15 protein-coding genes and 1 tRNA gene are annotated in these 15,971 nt (G+C 60.2%); 8 read left to right on the forward strand and 8 right to left on the reverse strand.

Annotation, left to right across the window (positions count from 1 at the left end; translation table 11 throughout):
- Positions 1–77: 77 nt before the first annotated feature.
- Positions 78–413, forward strand: coding sequence for a PadR family transcriptional regulator (locus ACP7B7_RS17035; RefSeq protein WP_308921000.1), 336 nt, complete (start codon positions 78–80; stop codon positions 411–413).
- On the forward strand, positions 410–952 hold the full coding sequence (locus ACP7B7_RS17040) for a DUF2812 domain-containing protein (protein WP_308921001.1): 543 nt from the start codon (positions 410–412) through the stop codon (positions 950–952). The genes ACP7B7_RS17035 and ACP7B7_RS17040 overlap by 4 nt, the downstream gene beginning before the upstream one ends.
- A 78-nt stretch (positions 953–1,030) precedes the next feature.
- On the opposite strand, the gene ACP7B7_RS17045 is transcribed toward ACP7B7_RS17040, so the two are convergent.
- The 8 genes from ACP7B7_RS17045 to hpnC form a co-directional block, all read right to left on the reverse strand.
- A complete protein-coding gene (locus ACP7B7_RS17045) occupies positions 1,031–1,159 on the reverse strand; it encodes a hypothetical protein (RefSeq protein ID WP_426077423.1) in 129 nt (42 codons plus the stop codon).
- A gap of 19 nt (positions 1,160–1,178) precedes the next feature.
- A complete protein-coding gene (locus ACP7B7_RS17050; RefSeq protein ID WP_308921003.1) occupies positions 1,179–1,553 on the reverse strand; it encodes a hypothetical protein in 375 nt (124 codons plus the stop codon).
- 164 nt (positions 1,554–1,717) lie between these two features.
- Positions 1,718–2,524, reverse strand: coding sequence for a head GIN domain-containing protein (locus ACP7B7_RS17055; protein WP_308921004.1), 807 nt, complete (start codon positions 2,522–2,524; stop codon positions 1,718–1,720).
- A gap of 11 nt (positions 2,525–2,535) precedes the next feature.
- Entirely contained in the window at positions 2,536–3,318 is a 783-nt protein-coding gene (locus tag ACP7B7_RS17060; protein WP_308921005.1) for a DUF1700 domain-containing protein, read from the reverse strand.
- Between the two features lie 38 nt (positions 3,319–3,356).
- Positions 3,357–3,518, reverse strand: a complete 162-nt coding sequence (locus ACP7B7_RS17065) for a hypothetical protein (RefSeq protein ID WP_308921006.1) — start codon at positions 3,516–3,518, stop codon at positions 3,357–3,359.
- 136 nt (positions 3,519–3,654) lie between these two features.
- The gene (gene hpnE, locus ACP7B7_RS17070; protein ID WP_426077424.1) at positions 3,655–5,031 is read right to left on the reverse strand and encodes a hydroxysqualene dehydroxylase HpnE; all 1,377 of its coding nucleotides are present in this window, start codon (positions 5,029–5,031) and stop codon (positions 3,655–3,657) included.
- Positions 5,024–5,857, reverse strand: a complete 834-nt coding sequence (hpnD, locus tag ACP7B7_RS17075; RefSeq protein WP_308921008.1) for a presqualene diphosphate synthase HpnD — start codon at positions 5,855–5,857, stop codon at positions 5,024–5,026. The genes hpnE and hpnD overlap by 8 nt, the downstream gene beginning before the upstream one ends.
- 46 nt (positions 5,858–5,903) lie before the next feature.
- Positions 5,904–6,776: a squalene synthase HpnC gene (gene hpnC, locus ACP7B7_RS17080; protein WP_426077425.1), complete on the reverse strand. Its 873-nt coding sequence runs from the start codon at positions 6,774–6,776 to the stop codon at positions 5,904–5,906.
- A gap of 296 nt (positions 6,777–7,072) precedes the next feature.
- Here hpnC and ACP7B7_RS17085 point away from each other — a divergent pair, with 296 nt between their 5' ends.
- From ACP7B7_RS17085 to clpX, 6 genes are all read left to right on the forward strand, one after another.
- The gene (locus ACP7B7_RS17085; RefSeq protein WP_426077426.1) at positions 7,073–8,233 is read left to right on the forward strand and encodes an efflux RND transporter periplasmic adaptor subunit; all 1,161 of its coding nucleotides are present in this window, start codon (positions 7,073–7,075) and stop codon (positions 8,231–8,233) included.
- A complete protein-coding gene (locus ACP7B7_RS17090) occupies positions 8,230–11,319 on the forward strand; it encodes an efflux RND transporter permease subunit (RefSeq protein ID WP_426077427.1) in 3,090 nt (1,029 codons plus the stop codon). The genes ACP7B7_RS17085 and ACP7B7_RS17090 overlap by 4 nt, the downstream gene beginning before the upstream one ends.
- 186 nt (positions 11,320–11,505) lie before the next feature.
- Positions 11,506–11,588 (forward strand) — tRNA-Leu (locus ACP7B7_RS17095).
- 643 nt (positions 11,589–12,231) lie between these two features.
- Entirely contained in the window at positions 12,232–13,572 is a 1,341-nt protein-coding gene (tig, locus tag ACP7B7_RS17100) for a trigger factor (protein ID WP_308921012.1), read from the forward strand.
- An 85-nt stretch (positions 13,573–13,657) separates the two neighbouring features.
- The gene (clpP, locus tag ACP7B7_RS17105) at positions 13,658–14,275 is read left to right on the forward strand and encodes an ATP-dependent Clp endopeptidase proteolytic subunit ClpP (RefSeq protein ID WP_374106380.1); all 618 of its coding nucleotides are present in this window, start codon (positions 13,658–13,660) and stop codon (positions 14,273–14,275) included.
- Between the two features lie 203 nt (positions 14,276–14,478).
- Positions 14,479–15,747, forward strand: coding sequence for an ATP-dependent Clp protease ATP-binding subunit ClpX (gene clpX, locus ACP7B7_RS17110; protein ID WP_308921013.1), 1,269 nt, complete (start codon positions 14,479–14,481; stop codon positions 15,745–15,747).
- The last annotated feature ends 224 nt before the right edge of the window (positions 15,748–15,971 follow it).

Here is a 15,971-nt window from a genome sequence, read left to right on the forward strand (position 1 = left end):
AATAAAATCTCGTTTGCGCTACTATCGGGTCTCGCTATATCGATTATCGATATAGCGAACAGCGATATAGGGGTGTTATGGATGATATCGATTTTTCGCGCTACCTGCCCTTGTCCGAGGCGACGTTCTACGTGCTCGCCTGTCTGCACGAACCTTTGCACGGCTACGCCATCATGCAAAAGGTCGATGCACTCAGCGGTGGCAGCGTCAGCATCGGACCCGGCACGCTGTATGGCGCATTCGCCACTCTGGAAAAGCAGGGTCTGATTCTCAAATTGAGGGAAGAGGAGCGGCGCAAGGTGTATGGCATGACGGCGCTTGGGCGGCGCGTGCTGGCCGAGCAGGCCCGGCGCCTGGCCATCATGGCTGCCGCGGCAAACAACACATTGGCACTTTTGGGGGAGATGGCATGAGCACAGCGACGCAAGGGCAAGCGGTAAAAAAATTCAAATGGTGGTGGACGTGGCAGGACGGCATGCACGAGCAGTGGCTGCAGGCGCAGGCGCGCCAGGGCTTGCACTTGCGTTCCACCGACCCCTTGGGCCTGTTGATGACGTTCGAGCGGGGCGAGCCGGCCCAGATGGCCTACCGATGGGATTATCACGCCTTCAAGGCCGATCCGGCCTACACGCAGCTGTTTGTGGATGGCGGCTGGGAACGGGTAGTGGACGTGGCTGGCTGGCGTTGCTGGCGCAAGCCGGTCATCAATGGCAAGACGCCGGAAATTTTCACGGATACGGCCTCGAAAGTGCGCAAGTATGGGCGCAATCTGGCGACCGTCATGGTGTGTGGCCTGCCGCTGATCCTGGTGGCGGCCATGCCGTCGTCGCGCCAGGCGGTGCTGGCCGAGCCACGCGCAGCCTGCGTGGCGGGCGCTGGCTTGCTGATGCTGGCCTATGCAGCGGGCGGTCTGGTGCGACGCATCCGTCAGTTACATGCCGGCCGTTCTTGAACTGGTTTGTGAAAAGCAAAGCGGGACGGGAATGGCGCATCAAACCGAACGCCATGACCGTCGCGCGAACGTTAAATATTACCGAACAAAAATGGCGGCCAGGACGACCATGGAAAAACCGATTGCTCCGATGGAAAGACTTGCCACGCAAATCGCGGTCATTGCATGTTTCGGATCAATAAAATGACTTTTCACCCAAGCTGTCATGATTTTCTCCTTCTGTTGGTCATTGCTTTAGTACTCCATAGTGTACCACGCTGTAAGCGAGGGCCGACAGAAACGTCAGGGCCAGCGAGGTAGCAAGGGCCTGGTAATGTTTGTGCCAGCTGTTCCGTCTGACTGCTTTGATTTTTGTGGGAAATACCGCGCCACCTGCTGCAATCACCGCCGAGGTCGCCAATAAAAGAACAAAGCCGCCATTCAACCAATGAACGGTGTTTCCCGATGCCAGTGGACCTTGCGCACTTGGCACAGCGATTTCATACATCGCCAGCGCGCAGAAGGCGACAGAAGCCCAGCAAAGTTGGCCATCCTTTATCGGGATTAACAGGTGTTTCTGACTATTATTGACAGGCAATGGCAGGCGCTGCAAGACCAGCATGCCGAGTATGGGAGCAATTAACGGTATCAGTATGCTGACGACAAACCAGCCCCACGGCAGTTCTCCTTCTGCGATGGGCCAGTATATGACCTAAGACACGTGCTCAAGCCGGCTGCAAGCACTTCAGTACGCATATTTTTGCGCAGGAACAGGAGTTCAACCGTTCAATGCCAGGTAATCTCGCCCGACCCCGTGCGCTGTGCGTCGCGCTGGCGCGGGTTGCCGTGGACGTGGATGTCGCCGCTGCCGCGCAGGGTCAGTTTGGCCGTGTCGCGTACAAACACGGTGCTCTGGCCCGAGCCTTGCAGGCTGACGGTGGCGGTGTCCGAGGCCAGGTGTTCGGCGTCGATATCGCCGGAACCGCTCAGCTCGGCGTTCAGCACCTTGCTGTTGCCGCTGGCGCTGATGCGGCCCGAACCGATCATTTCCAAGGTCACCTTGTCGCTGTTGCCGCCGTTGATGTCGAGGTTGCCGCTGCCGTTGACACTGGCTTCGACCTGCTTGTAGCGGCCCGTAAAACTGATATCGCCCGAGCCGGCCAGCTCCAGCGTGAACTTGTCGCCGCTGAAACCGGTGATGCGGCTGTTGCCGGTGCCGTGGACTTCGATGCCCGTCAGCGCGGGCAGGACCAGTTCGACCTGCAGCGGCTGACGGTGGTGGAACAGCATGCCTTTCGGGCCGATATGGAGGGTGGAACCGTCGACGGTGGTGTCCACATTGGCCAGCAGGCGCTGCTCGCCGCTCACTTTCAGGGACGCCGTGGCGCCGCGGCGCAGGGTCAGGTCGATCGGGCCGCTGAGGTCCACATGGGTCACGGCGGCGGAAATCGGGCGGGTATCGGCGCGCACGGCGCGGCCCGCTGAACTGCTGGGGTTGCTGATGCCCTTGGCGCGCAGCGCCGTGTAGGACAGGGCGATCAGGACCAGGGCCAGCAGGAACATGGACAGGCCGACTTTGAACAGGCGTTTCATGGCGTGTCTCCTTAATGACCTTTGAGCAGGGAAATATTCATCGCGATATAGCGCCTGATGCCGATCAGGGTGTAGCGGGTGACGACCAGGCTGAGCAGGAACAGCGCAATGCCTCCCAGCACCATGGCCATGCCGAACAGGGTTTGCGTGGTGCGCGCATCCTGGTCCAGGTCGGTGTAGATATGGATGCCGCTGCCGGCCAGCGCCTCGGCCCGTTCGATCACGCGTGAAGACGGCGACGGCGGACTGTCCGGGGCCGTGCCAACCGGGCCGGGCAGGTGGTCGATCTCGATGCCGGTGTCGCCGATGGTGATGCGGGTCTGCCGCTGGTCGTCGCCTTCGCCGCCATCGTCGTCGTGGATCAGCATGTAGCGCAGCGGGCCGTCGAGCAGCAGTTCGTTGGCGCCCGACAGGCCGCTGGCCGTGATGGCGATGCCGGCCAGGTAAAAGCTCAGGCCGACGGCATACAGCGTCGCCAGCAGCGCCGCATAGACGGCGGCGGGTATCACCATGAACAGATTGAAGATGGCCAGCCCTGCCAGCGAGACCAGCAGGCGCAGCAGGTTGACCGGTGTTTTCTTCTGTTCGAAGGCCCGGCGCTGGGTGCTGGCGCGCAGGGTGAGGGCGATTTTTTTCGGATCGCCCAGGTCGTGTGCGATTTCCTGGGCGCTGCGCCCGGCGGCCAGGCCTTCGTTGAAGCGCTGCTCATAATAGCTCATGGTCTTGGCGACCAGGTCTGGTGGCAGGCCGGCCAGCGCGCGCCGCAGCGCGTCGAGATAGTCTTGTTGATGCATGATGTTTCCTGTGCTTTCCGTTTCCACCGGCGTCCGGTCTAGCCCAAGGCCGGCAGCAGCATGCTTGCCTGGCTCAGCATCAACGGTGCGTGCCGGGCCGCCTGGCCTTGATGGGTGCCGGCCACGATCGCCATCGCCAGCGCCACGAAGCCCAGCAGCAGCACGGTTTTGCAAGCGGTTTTGAAAGACGTGGTTTTCATGGTATTTCCTGGGTTGATTGCGTTGGTGGCCTGGTAGCCGATGATGTGACTGTATCCAAACCGCCTTGTACGCACCAGTGCGGTGCGACAGGCTGCACAAATCAAGGGGTCAGCGACGCCACAGGGCGATACGCGGTCATGCTTTCGTGGCAGGCGTGTTGATCTGGCACACGAGAGCGGCCGCCTGCACGCCGCTGCGCACGGCCGCCTCGATGGTGGCCGGATAGTCGCCGGCCGTGTAGTCGCCGGCCAGCACCAGGCCCGGCAAGCCGGTGGCGTTGGCCGGGTGCGGCAAGTCCGGCGTGCAGGCAAAGGTGGCGCGTTTTTCGGTAATCACCTGCGTCCAGGCGGGCTGGGCCAGCTGCGGCATGCGCAATACCTGCGCCAGTTGCGCCGCCACCGCCTGCGCCAGGGCCTCGTGGCCTTGCGTGGCGGCCTGGCCCGAGGCGCTGATCACCACCGCCAGCAAGCCCGCTTGCCGCGCATCGAGCTGCCCCCGGTCGAACACGAACTGGCCCCAGTGCGCCTGTTCCGTTGCATCGACCAGGGCGTAAAAGGGCAGGTCCAGGCGCACGGCGGTGTCGTACTGCAGGTAGCAGGTGCTGATCGGCTCAAAGGCAAAGGCCTGCAATTGCGCGACCACGCCCTCGACGGCTGGATCGCCCACGCTGGCCAGCAGGCTGGCGGCCTGGCTGCTGGAGGTGGCCAGCACCACGCGGTCATGGGTGGCTGCACGGTTGAGCTGCCAGCGTCCGTCCGGCAACGCTTGCAGGGATTCAATCTTGACACCCGGCCTGACTTGTCCGCCATGGCTTTCCACATAACGGGCGGCGGCTTCGGGAAACAGCGCGCTCAAATTGGTTTTCGGAATCAGCATGTCCGAGGCGCGGCGCCGGCGCGCGCCCAGACTGTCGCGCAGTACGTTGACGAAGACCTTGGCCGAGGCCCGTTCGGGCGGCGTGTTCAGCGCCGCCAGGCACAGTGGGCGCCACATCAGCTGGATCAGGCGGTCGGTCTGGTCGAAGCGCTCGAGCAGTTCGCTGACCGTGCAATCGTTGTACAGCTGCCAGCCCATCCAGCGCATGGCGCTGGAAAAACGCATCAGCGCTACCTTGTCGGCCCGTGCCAGGCCCTTGGCGCGCAGCAGGGCCCACGCCAGGTGCAGCGGCGCCGGCCAGCGCGGTGCAATAAAATCCATGCCGCCGCTGCCGTCCGGATAGCGCATCTGCAAAGGCAGGTCGAGGATGACATCGCTCGGATCTTGCCCCGACAGTTTGAGCAGGCGCAAGGTTTCGGTATAGGCGCCCAACAGGATATGCTGGCCGTTGTCCAATACAGTGAGTTTGTCCTGCGCCTCGCGTTCAACCTTGCGCGCGCGGCCACCGAGGGTGCGCGCCGCTTCGTAGACGGTGGCGGCATGGCCGGCGCGCGCCAGTTCCATGGCGGCGGCGCAACCGGCCCAGCCGCCGCCGATGACGGCGACCGACAGTGCTTGCAAGACTGCCTTAGCCACGTATCCAGGTCTTCCAGGCCAGCCACAGTTTGCGGATCGGCGTCAGCGAGATACGCTGCTTGAGCACATGGTAGCCGTCGCGCTCGACTTCATTGAGCAGGGTGCGGTAGATGGCGGCCATGATGAGCCCCGGGCGCTGGGCGCGGCGGTCTTCCGCCGGCAGCAGCGCGAACGCCTCGTCATAGGTCTTTTGCGCGCGCGCCACCTGGAAACGCATCAGGTTTTCAAAGTTTTCGGTGTGGCGCGCGTTCAGCAGGTCGGCCGCCGTGACATTAAATTGCTGCAATTCGCTGATCGGCAGGTAGATGCGCCCCTTGCGCGCATCTTCGCCCACGTCGCGGATGATATTGGTCAGCTGGAAGGCATGGCCCAGTTTTTCCGCGTACAGCAGGGTTTCCGGGCGGGTCGCGCCAAAAATACTGGCCGACAAGATGCCCACCACGCTGGCGACATGCCAGCAATAGCGGCTCATGGCCTGGTAATCGAGGTAGCGGGTCTGGTTCAGGTCCATTTCCATGCCGTCGATAATTGCCTGCAAGTGCTTTTCTTCCAGCTTGTAGACGGCCAGGTGCGGTTCCAGCGCGCGCATCACGGGATGGGTGGGGTTGCCCTCGTACATGGACTTGACTTCCTTGCGCCACCAGACCAGCTTGGTACGTGCCACGTTTTCGTCCGTGCAGTCGTCCACTGTATCGTCGACCTCGCGGCAGAACGCATACAGGGCCGTGATCGCCTTGCGGCGTTCGACCGGCAGGAACAGGAAACTGTAGTAGAAGCTGGAGCCGCTCTGGGCGGCCTTTTGTTGGCAATATTCGTCGGGAGACATAGTCAAAAGTGCAAGGGTTACAGATCGAAGCCGCTATTCTATCGTCTTAGCGGGTAGGCGACGGTGGAAATAGCGGGTTTTCTTGAGCGGCGGCCGCCACGCTTTTGCGCGACATGCGCAGGGCGCGCCAGAAAATCACCAGCCAGTCGCGCCTCGACAGTTTCGGGCGGCGCCGGAATACGTCGTAATTGACGGCCTCGATCATTTCCAGGATGCGCAAGCCGCCTTGCACCACCAGCCGCAGCTCCCAGCCGATGCGTCCGCGCAGGCGCAGGGCCAGCGGCGCGCCGGACAGCATCAGCGCGCGCGTGCGCGTCACTTCGAAACGCATCAGCGCGCTCCATTTGCCATGCGCTTCGGGCCGTTCGAAGGCGGCCGGCGAGACGGCAAAGCGGTTCAGGTCTTCCATCGGCAGGTAGATGCGCTCCTTCTGCCGGTCGATCGCCACATCTTGTAAAAAATTAATTAGTTGCAAAGCAGAACATATTGCGTTGGAATCGCGTACATTCTCTTCATCGGCCGCCTTGTACAGGCTCAGCATCAACAGGCCGACCGGATTGGCCGAGCGGGCGCAATAGTCGAGCACGTCGGCATGGCTGGCGTAGCGCGTGGTCACCACATCTTGCTTGAAGGCGGACAGCAAGTCGTAAAACGGCTGCATCGGCAGCTCGAATTTGGCGATGGTGGCGGCCAGGCGCACGAACATGGGGTTGGTTTCCGGTTCTTGGCGCTCGATGCGTCCCAGCGCCGCCTCGTATTCCTGCAGCGCGGCCAGGCGTTCGGCGGGCAGGGCGTCGCCTTCATCGGCCAGGTCGTCCGCGCTGCGGGCAAAGGCATAGATGGCCTCGACGGCGGGTACCAGGCGGCGTGGCAATAAAACAGATGCTACAGGAAAATTTTCGTAATGGTCTACAGGCATGAACACACTTCTCTCATCATGCACGGCCAGCAACGGCCGATGCAAAGGTGACACAGTAAATAGTTATCGACGCAATAAAACAATGATTAATGACGCAAAAGTCACTAAAAAAATACCGCCACGATTATAATTACTAACCAGAAAGTCAGTAAGGAAAGACACTTCCTCGCAAGACTGTCTGCCATTGTCACAAATTTAAGGATATTGCGTGAGAAAAAGTTTGGCGCTACCCAGTCGGCAGGCAAAAAGTTTCCTCATATAAAAATCTAACAGCCCGCATAGTAAAGGAAAATACCTTGTTTGCCCTGAAAACCCTGCGCCGCGAGACCGGCGCCCCAGCTCTTCCCGCCCTGCGCCTGCTGGCGGCCGCTGCCCTGGCCGCCACGCTTGCCGCGTGTTCCAAGCCCGCGCCCAAGGTCGACGACGTGCGCCCGGTGCGCGCCATCGTGTTGGCCAGCAGCAATGTCGATGTGAATGCCGAGTTCTCCGGCGAAGTGGTGGCGCGCGTGACCTCGCAGCTGGGTTTCCGCGTGGGCGGCAAGATCGTCGAGCGCAAGGTCGACGTGGGCGCCGTCGTCAAGCGGGGCCAGGTGCTGATGCAGCTCGATCCGCAAGACTTGCAATTGTCGCAGGCACAGGCCAAGGCCAGCCTGAACAGCGCGGAAACCAGCCGCGACCTGGCGCGCGCCGAACTGAAACGCTACCAGGATTTGCGCGAAAAGAATTTCGTCAGCCAGGCCGTGCTCGATGGCAAGGATGCCACCTACAAGGCGGCGCAGGCGCAGGTCGAAGCGGCGCAGGCTGTCTACCGTGGTCAAAGCAACCAGTCCGGCTACGCCAGCCTGTTGGCCGACGGCGACGGCGTGATTACCCGCCTTGACGGGGAAGTCGGGCAGGTGGTGTCGCCGGGCACGCCGGTGGCCGTGCTGGCACGCAATGGCGACAGGGAAGTGGTGATTGGCATTCCGGAGGACAAGGTCGAGACCATGCGCGGCGTGAAAAACGTGGTGGTGCGCCTGTGGGCCGACCCGAAACAGGCGCTGCCGGGCAAGATCCGTGAAGTGTCTCCGGTGGCCGACCCCGCCACCCGTACCTATCTGGCCAAGGTGACCATCCCCAACGCGCCCGAGGCGCGGCTGGGCATGACAGCGGTGGTGCAATTCGCATCCACCACGGCAACGCCGCAAATCAGGGTGCCGCTGACGGCGCTGTTCAATGAGAAATCGCAAAGCTCGGTGTGGGTGGTGGAGAACGGCGCCGTGAAACTGGTGAATGTCACCGTCGGCGGCGTGGCCGGCAATGATTTGTTGCTGAGCTCTGGCGTGAAAGAAGGCCAGACAGTGGTCACGGCCGGTGTCAATCTGCTGAAACCGGGCCAGAAGGTGACGATCCTCGGCGCCGAGCTGGCGGCGCCCGCCAAGGCCGCGCCTTTGGGTACCGCAGGGGCCGCCAAATGAAGGGCGGCTTCAATCTGTCACGCTGGGCGCTCGAGCATATACCACTGACGCGCTACCTGATGGCGGTGCTGCTGATCGGCGGCATGCTCAGCTATGCCAACCTGGGGCAGGACGAAGATCCGCCGTTTACCTTCCGCGCCATGGTGCTGCAGGCGTACTGGCCCGGCGCCACCGCCTTGCAGATGGCCGAGCAGGTAACCGACAAGCTGGAACGCAAGCTGCAGGAAACCCCGTATATCGACGAGATCACCAGCTATTCCAAGCCGGGCGAGACCTTGATTTTGCTGGAATTGCGCGAATCGACGCCGCCGAAGGAAACTGCGGCCGCCTGGTACCAGGTACGGAAAAAAATCGGCGATATCAAGAATACCTTGCCGGCCGGCGTGGTGGGGCCGTTCTTCAACGATGAGTTCGGCGACACCTATGGCTCCATCTTCGCCCTGTCCGGCGATGGTTTTACCTATGCCGAAATGAAAGATTACGCCGATGACGTGCGCCAGCAATTGCTGGGTGTGTCGCAAGTGGCCAAGGTGGAACTGTTTGGCGTGCAGGATGAAAAGGTCAATATCGTCTTTTCACACAAGAAATTCGCCCAGCTGGGCATCCCGTTCGAAGCCATCGTCAATCAGCTGTCGGAACAGAACAGCATCAACGCCACCGGCGTGCTGGTCACGCCGACCGACAATCTGCAGGTGCGGGTCACGGGCGCCATGGTCAAAGTGAAAGACCTGGAAAACCTGGAGCTGCGCGCCAATGGCACCACTTTCCGCCTGGGCGACTTTGCCACCGTGAAACGCGAATTCATCGATCCGCCCAAGGACAAGATGCGCTTCAACGGCAAGGAAGTGATCGGCCTCGGCGTATCGATGGAGAAGGGCGGCAATATCATCGAGATGGGCAAGGCCTTGCAGGCGACTGTCACGCGCATGGAAAAAGCGCTGCCGGTCGGCATCCAGCTGGAACGCGTGTCGAACCAGCCGGCGTCCGTGTCGGCCTCGGTCGGTGAATTCGTCCATACCCTGATCGAAGCCATCCTGATCGTGCTGGCCGTCAGCTTCGTCGCGCTGGGCTTGCATACAAAACCGCTGCGCATTGACGTGCGCCCGGGCCTGGTGGTGGCGCTGACCATCCCGCTGGTGCTGGCCGTCACCTTTTTGTTCATGCGCATGCTCGACATCGACCTGCACAAGATTTCGCTGGGCGCCCTGATCATCGCGCTGGGCCTGCTGGTGGACGATGCCATCATTGCGGTGGAGATGATGGTGCGCAAGATGGAGGAGGGCATGTCGCGCTTCGACGCCGCCACCTTCGCCTATACCTCGACCGCCATGCCGATGCTGACGGGCACCCTGATCACGGTGGCGGGCTTTTTGCCGATCGGCCTGGCCAAATCGACCGCCGGCGAATACACCTTTTCGCTGTTCTCCGTCAATGCGCTGGCGCTGATCATCTCGTGGGTGGTGGCGGTGGTGTTTACGCCGTATATCGGCTATTTGCTGCTGAAGGTCAAGCCGCACGCCAATAATGACCATGAGCTGTTCGATACGCCGAACTTCCGCCGTTTCCGCCGCGCCGTCACCTGGTGCGTGGAATGGCGCAAGACCACCATTGCCGCCACTCTCGCCATCTTCGCGCTGGGCATCTACGGCTTCAATTTTATTGAAAAACAATTCTTTCCAGATTCCAGCCGTCCGGAACTGATGGTGGAGATGTGGTCGCCCGAGGGGACGACGTTTGCGGCCAATGAAAAGCAGGTGAAGAAATTCGAAGCGTTCGTGAGCAAGCTCGACGGCGTGGACAGCGTGACCAGCTATGTCGGCACGGGCAGCCCCCGTTTCTACCTGCCGCTGGACCAGATTTTCCCGCAGACTAACGTCTCGCAGATCGTGGTCCTGCCGAAGAGCCTGGCCGACCGTGAATTGCTGCGCAAGAAGATCGTCGATGTCTTCAAGCAGGATTTCCCGGAAGTGCGGGGCCGTGTAAAACTGTTGCCGAATGGCCCGCCGGTGCCGTATCCGGTGCAGTTCCGCGTCACCGGCACGGAAGTGGCCACGGTGCGCCATATCGCCGACCAGGTCAAGGATATCCTGCGCGCCAATCCGAATACGGTGGGTGTCAACGACAACTGGAATGAGTCGGTCAAGGTGATGCGCCTGGACCTTGACCAGGACAAGATGCGTGCGCTGGGGATCACGTCGAAGACCGTGATGCAGGCCGCCAATACCATCCTGTCGGGTACGGTGATCGGCCAGTTCCGCGAAGACAACAAGCTGATCGACATCCAGGTACGCCAGCCACTGGAAGAGCGCAACACGATTTCCGTGCTGAACGACACGAATATCCCAACCGCGAATGGCAAATCGGTGACGATTTCGCAGATCGCCCGCGTCCATTTTGTGTGGGAGCCGGGCGTGGTCTGGCGCGACAAGCGCGAATGGGCGATTACCGTGCAGTCCGACGTGGGCGACAATATCCAGGGCGCCACCGTCTCGACCCAGCTGGCGCCGCAACTGGATGCCTTGCGGGCAAAATTGCCGCCCGGTTACCGCATCACGCTCAAGGGCGTGGCGGCCAACAGCGGCAAGGCCGAGGCGTCGATCGCGGCCAATCTGCCGCTGGCAATTTTCCTGATATTCACCTTGCTGATGCTGCAGCTGCACAGTTTCTCGCGCGCGCTGCTGGTCTTCCTGACAGGGCCGCTCGGTGTGGCGGGCGCCGCGTTTGCCTTGCTGGCCTTGCACCGTCCGCTGGGCTTTGTCGCCAACCTGGGCGTGATCGCCCTGTTCGGCATGATCATCCGCAACTCGGTGATCCTGGTCGACCAGATCGAGCAGGATATCAAGGACGGTTCCGCGCCGTGGGACGCCATCATCGACTCGGCCGTGCGCCGCTGCCGTCCCATCGTGCTGACGGCCGCCGCCGCCGCGCTGGCCATGATCCCGCTGTCGCGCTCGGTGTTCTGGGGGCCGATGGCGGTCGCCATCATGGGTGGGCTGATCCTGGCCACGGCCTTGACCTTGCTGTTCCTGCCGGCCCTGTATGCGGCCTGGTTCCGCGTCAAGAAGCCGGTGGCGCTGGACAAGTAGTCCATCAGGGCGGCCCGCAGTAAAAAAGGCGGCATTCCTCAGGGAAATCCAGTAGAATGCCGCCTTTGCTCTGGCAGCCAGCTTTTATGGCAAGTAACATCAGCCATGCCAGAGCGAGGTAGCCAGATCGCTCCCGAGTTGTTAAAATCAGGAGTGTCTGGACCAGGCAGCAGAAGTAAGCGGTAAGCGGATGTGGTGGAATTGGTAGACACGCTGGTCTTAGAAGCCAGTGCTTCGGCTTGGGAGTTCGAGTCTCCCCATCCGCACCACCCCAGGCGGTTCCAGCCTGGACGTGCAATCAGGTTTTTCTCCGGCGAACATGCCATTCTCTCCATTTGATCGTTTCAGTCAGCTTTCGAAGCGCCATTTCGGCCGTTTTTCTGCATTTCAGCGTAAAACAGGCGGTTTTTGCATGAAAACTTGGCCCTTTCGGTATTTCTTTGTTTGGGGCGTGGCGGCAGATGACATATACTAATAGACGAAGCGGGCTGGAAAGCCTCGTTTCAGGCGATAACAAGGAATGCCGGAGATAGCGGCACAGACAGGGGGCAAGCAGGTTGTGGTGAGTCATTTGCCGCCGCCGGTATTCTCTGTGTCCGGGCCGCAAACCCGGGCCACTTTTCCAGGTCCTTTGTTATAATGCCACGCTTTACCGAATGAAGCCCGGCCCTGCGATTTATACATGAAGCAGTGCCGGACAGTCGGAGCCCTGCTGCAGTTTGAAGACAGCGGATTGTCTGGTGCCTGGTGATTATCGCCGGGCAGACCGGGTCCATTACCCTGTCGTCATGCTGGGCAGATGAATATGCGAGCGAGTGAAGCTGGACCCATGTCTTGCCGCCAGTGATGGCGCAAGGGGTCGGGTCTTCTTTTCTCGCACCAACAGTGTTTATTTTTTGGACGATTTTTTACATGGCAACTGCAGTCGAAACCTTGGGCAAACTCGAACGTCGTATCACCATCTCCTTCCCGCTGACGGACGTCCGCACGGAAGTCGAGAAGCGCCTGAAAGTGCAAGCCCGTACGGCCAAGGCACCGGGCTTCCGTCCGGGTAAAGTGCCGTTGAAAATGGTCGCGGCACAATACGGCTATCAAATTGAATCCGAAGTGCTGAATGACAAAGTCGGCCGCGCGTTCAACGACGCCGCCAACGAAAACAATCTGCGCGTGGCCGGTTTCCCGAACATCGTGCCGAAAGAAGAAGCCGCCGAAGGCCAGCTGGCATTCGACGCAACGTTTGAAGTGTATCCGGAAGTCACCATCGGTGACCTGGCCGCCGTTGAAATCGAAACCGTGCAAGCCGAAGTGTCGGAAGCCGAAATCGACAAGACCATCGACATCCTGCGCAAGCAGCGCGTGCACTTCCACACCAAGGGCGAAGCCGGCGAACACGGCGACGGCGGCGAGCCAGTCGCTGCTGAAGGCGACCGCGTGACGGTGGACTTCGTCGGTTCGATCGACGACGTGGAATTCCCTGGCGGCAAAGCTGATGGCTACGCTTTCGTGCTGGGCGAAGGCCGCATGCTGCCGGAATTCGAAGCAGCGACCCTGGGCCTGAAAGTGGGCGAGTCGAAGACTTTCCCATTGTCGTTCCCTGAGGACTACCATGGCAAGGACGTGGCCGGCAAGACCGCCTCGTTCACGATCACCCTGCAAAAGCTGGAATGGGCGCACCTGCCGGAAGTCGACGGCGAATTCGCCAAGTCGCTGGGCGTTGCCGATGGCGACCTGGCTAAAATGCGCGAAGACATCAAAGTCAACCTGCAACGCGAAGTCGCTGGCCGCGTGAAAGCACGCAACAAGGAAGCCGTCATGGACGCGCTGGTCAAGGTTGCCGAGCTGGACGTGCCAAAAACGCTGATCACCCAGGATTCGGACCGCCTGGCTGAAATGACCCGCCAGGACATGGCGCAGCGCGGCATGAACGTCAAGGATGTGCCTTTCCCACCAGAACTGTTCGCGGAAAAAGCCGAGCGTCGCGTACGCCTGGGCCTGATCCTGTCGCAACTGGTTGGCGACAACAACCTGCAGGCAACGCCTGAGCAAGTCAAGGCGCAAATCGAAGATTTCGCCCAAAGCTACGAAGACCCGCGCGAAGTGCTGAAGTACTACTACAGCGACCGTCGTCGCCTGGGTGAGATCGAAGCCCTTGTATTGGAAGAAAACGTCGTCACTTACGTGTTGGGCCTGTCGAAAGTGACCTCGAAAGCAGTTGCTTTCGATGAACTGATGGGAAGCAACGCACAAGCGTAAACCAGTTGGCATCCGGATGCCGCCATCTGCCGCAAGGCCGGGGCGGCGCCCTCTAACTGCTTCACAAGGAAATGAAATGACAGGTATGAACCGTAATCCAGCGCTGGACACACAGATGCTCGGCCTGGTGCCGATGGTGGTGGAACAAAGCGGCCGCGGCGAGCGCTCGTATGATATTTACTCGCGCCTGCTGAAGGAACGCTTGATTTTCATGGTCGGTCCGGTCAATGACCAGATGGCCAACCTGGTCGTGGCCCAGCTGCTGTTCCTGGAAAGCGAAAATCCGGAAAAGGAAATCTCGCTCTACATCAACTCGCCAGGTGGTTCGGTTTCGGCCGGCATGGCCATCTACGACACGATGCAGTTCATCAAGCCGGACGTCTCGACCCTGTGCACCGGCATGGCCGCCTCGATGGGCGCGTTTTTGCTGGCCGCAGGCGCCAAGGGCAAGCGTTTTTCGCTGCCGAACTCGCGCATCATGATTCACCAGCCGTCCGGTGGTTCGCAAGGCATGGCGTCCGATATCGAGATCCAGGCCAAGGAAATCCTTTACCTGCGTACACGTCTGAACGGCATCATGGCCGAACGCACGGGCCAGTCGATCGAACAGATCGCCAAGGACACCGACCGCGATCGTTTCATGTCCGCCGACGAGGCTGTCGAGTACGGTTTGATCGACAAAGTGTTGACCAGCCGCGCTTGATGTGCCCCTACCGGTATTGCTAAGTATTTAAGTAAACGCCCGGGCGCTCAAACGTTCGGGCGTTTCGCTTTTATTTCGGGTAGCATGGTGCTTGTGCATGCTTATCCGACTTGCGCCATGGGTGCCAGCCTCACGGGGTTGGCACCGCCTTCCCGGCCAGCGATTTTGCAATATTGTTAATGCAGTTCCAACCAAAATGCCTTATGTCAGACAAAAAATCCTCTAGCGGCGAAAAATTACTGTATTGCTCGTTCTGCGGCAAAAGCCAGCACGAGGTGAAGAAACTCATCGCCGGTCCATCCGTCTTTATTTGTGACGAATGCATCGACTTGTGCAACGACATCATCCGTGATGAAACGTCGAGCATCGAGACGGTGACCGGCGCCAAGTCGGACCTGCCGACTCCGCAAGAAATTGCCGCCATGCTCGATCAGTACGTGATCGGCCAGCAGACTGCCAAGCGCATCCTGTCGGTGGCGGTGTACAACCATTACAAGCGCCTCAAGCACCTGGGCAAGAAAGACGACATCGAACTGGCCAAGAGCAACATCTTGCTGGTCGGTCCTACCGGCTCGGGCAAGACCCTGCTGGCCCAGACCCTGGCGCGCATGCTCAACGTGCCGTTCGTGATCGCCGATGCGACTACCCTGACCGAAGCCGGTTACGTGGGCGAAGACGTGGAAAACATCATCCAGAAGCTGCTGCAAAGCTGCAACTATGATGTCGAAAAAGCCCAGCGCGGCATCGTCTATATCGATGAGATCGACAAGATTTCGCGCAAGTCCGATAACCCGTCCATCACGCGCGACGTGTCGGGCGAGGGCGTGCAGCAAGCGCTGCTGAAGCTGATCGAAGGCACCATGGCCTCGGTGCCGCCACAAGGCGGGCGCAAGCATCCTAACCAGGACTTCGTACAGATCGACACGACCAACATCATGTTCATCTGCGGCGGCGCGTTCGACGGCCTGTCGAAGGTCATCTCGAACCGTTCCGACAAGAGCGGCATCGGCTTCTCGGCCAGCGTGAAGAGCAAGTCGCAACGCTCGGCCAGCGATCTGCTGCTGGAAGCGGAACCGGAAGACCTGGTGAAATTCGGCCTGATCCCGGAACTGGTGGGTCGCCTGCCCGTCATCGCCACCCTGGCGGAACTGACGGAAGAGGCGCTGATCCAGATCCTGGTCGAGCCGAAGAATGCGCTGATCAAGCAATACTCGAAGCTGCTCGACATGGAAGGCGCGGAACTGGAGATTCGTCCGGCCGCCCTGCATGCGATCGCCAAGAAGGCGCTCGCGCGCAAGACCGGCGCGCGTGGTTTGCGTTCGATCCTGGAGCACGCCCTGCTGGACGTGATGTACGAACTGCCGAGCCAGCAAAACGTGGTGAAGGTCGTGATCGACGAAAACACCATCACCAGCGGCGCCAAACCTTTATTGATTTACCAAGAGACCGCCAAGGCCTCCGGAGAAAATTGATTACTGCTGAGACATTTGCATGAAAAAGGGTTTTGATTCCTTAATGCATGGCAGTACAATTTAAATCAATAATATTGCAGGCTTCAATCGGAAAGCCACTCGCGGCAGACCTGCTGCGCGTGGCTTTTTTACTATGAATGCCGCATTTATTAGAGTCATGCGGGTGTGTTTTGCGAAATAAACAAAAGAAAGTTTGTTTCACAGAATTATTTATTCTCGCCGGT

Source organism: Janthinobacterium sp. PSPC3-1, from assembly GCF_049896105.1.
GTDB lineage: Bacteria > Pseudomonadota > Gammaproteobacteria > Burkholderiales > Burkholderiaceae_D > Janthinobacterium.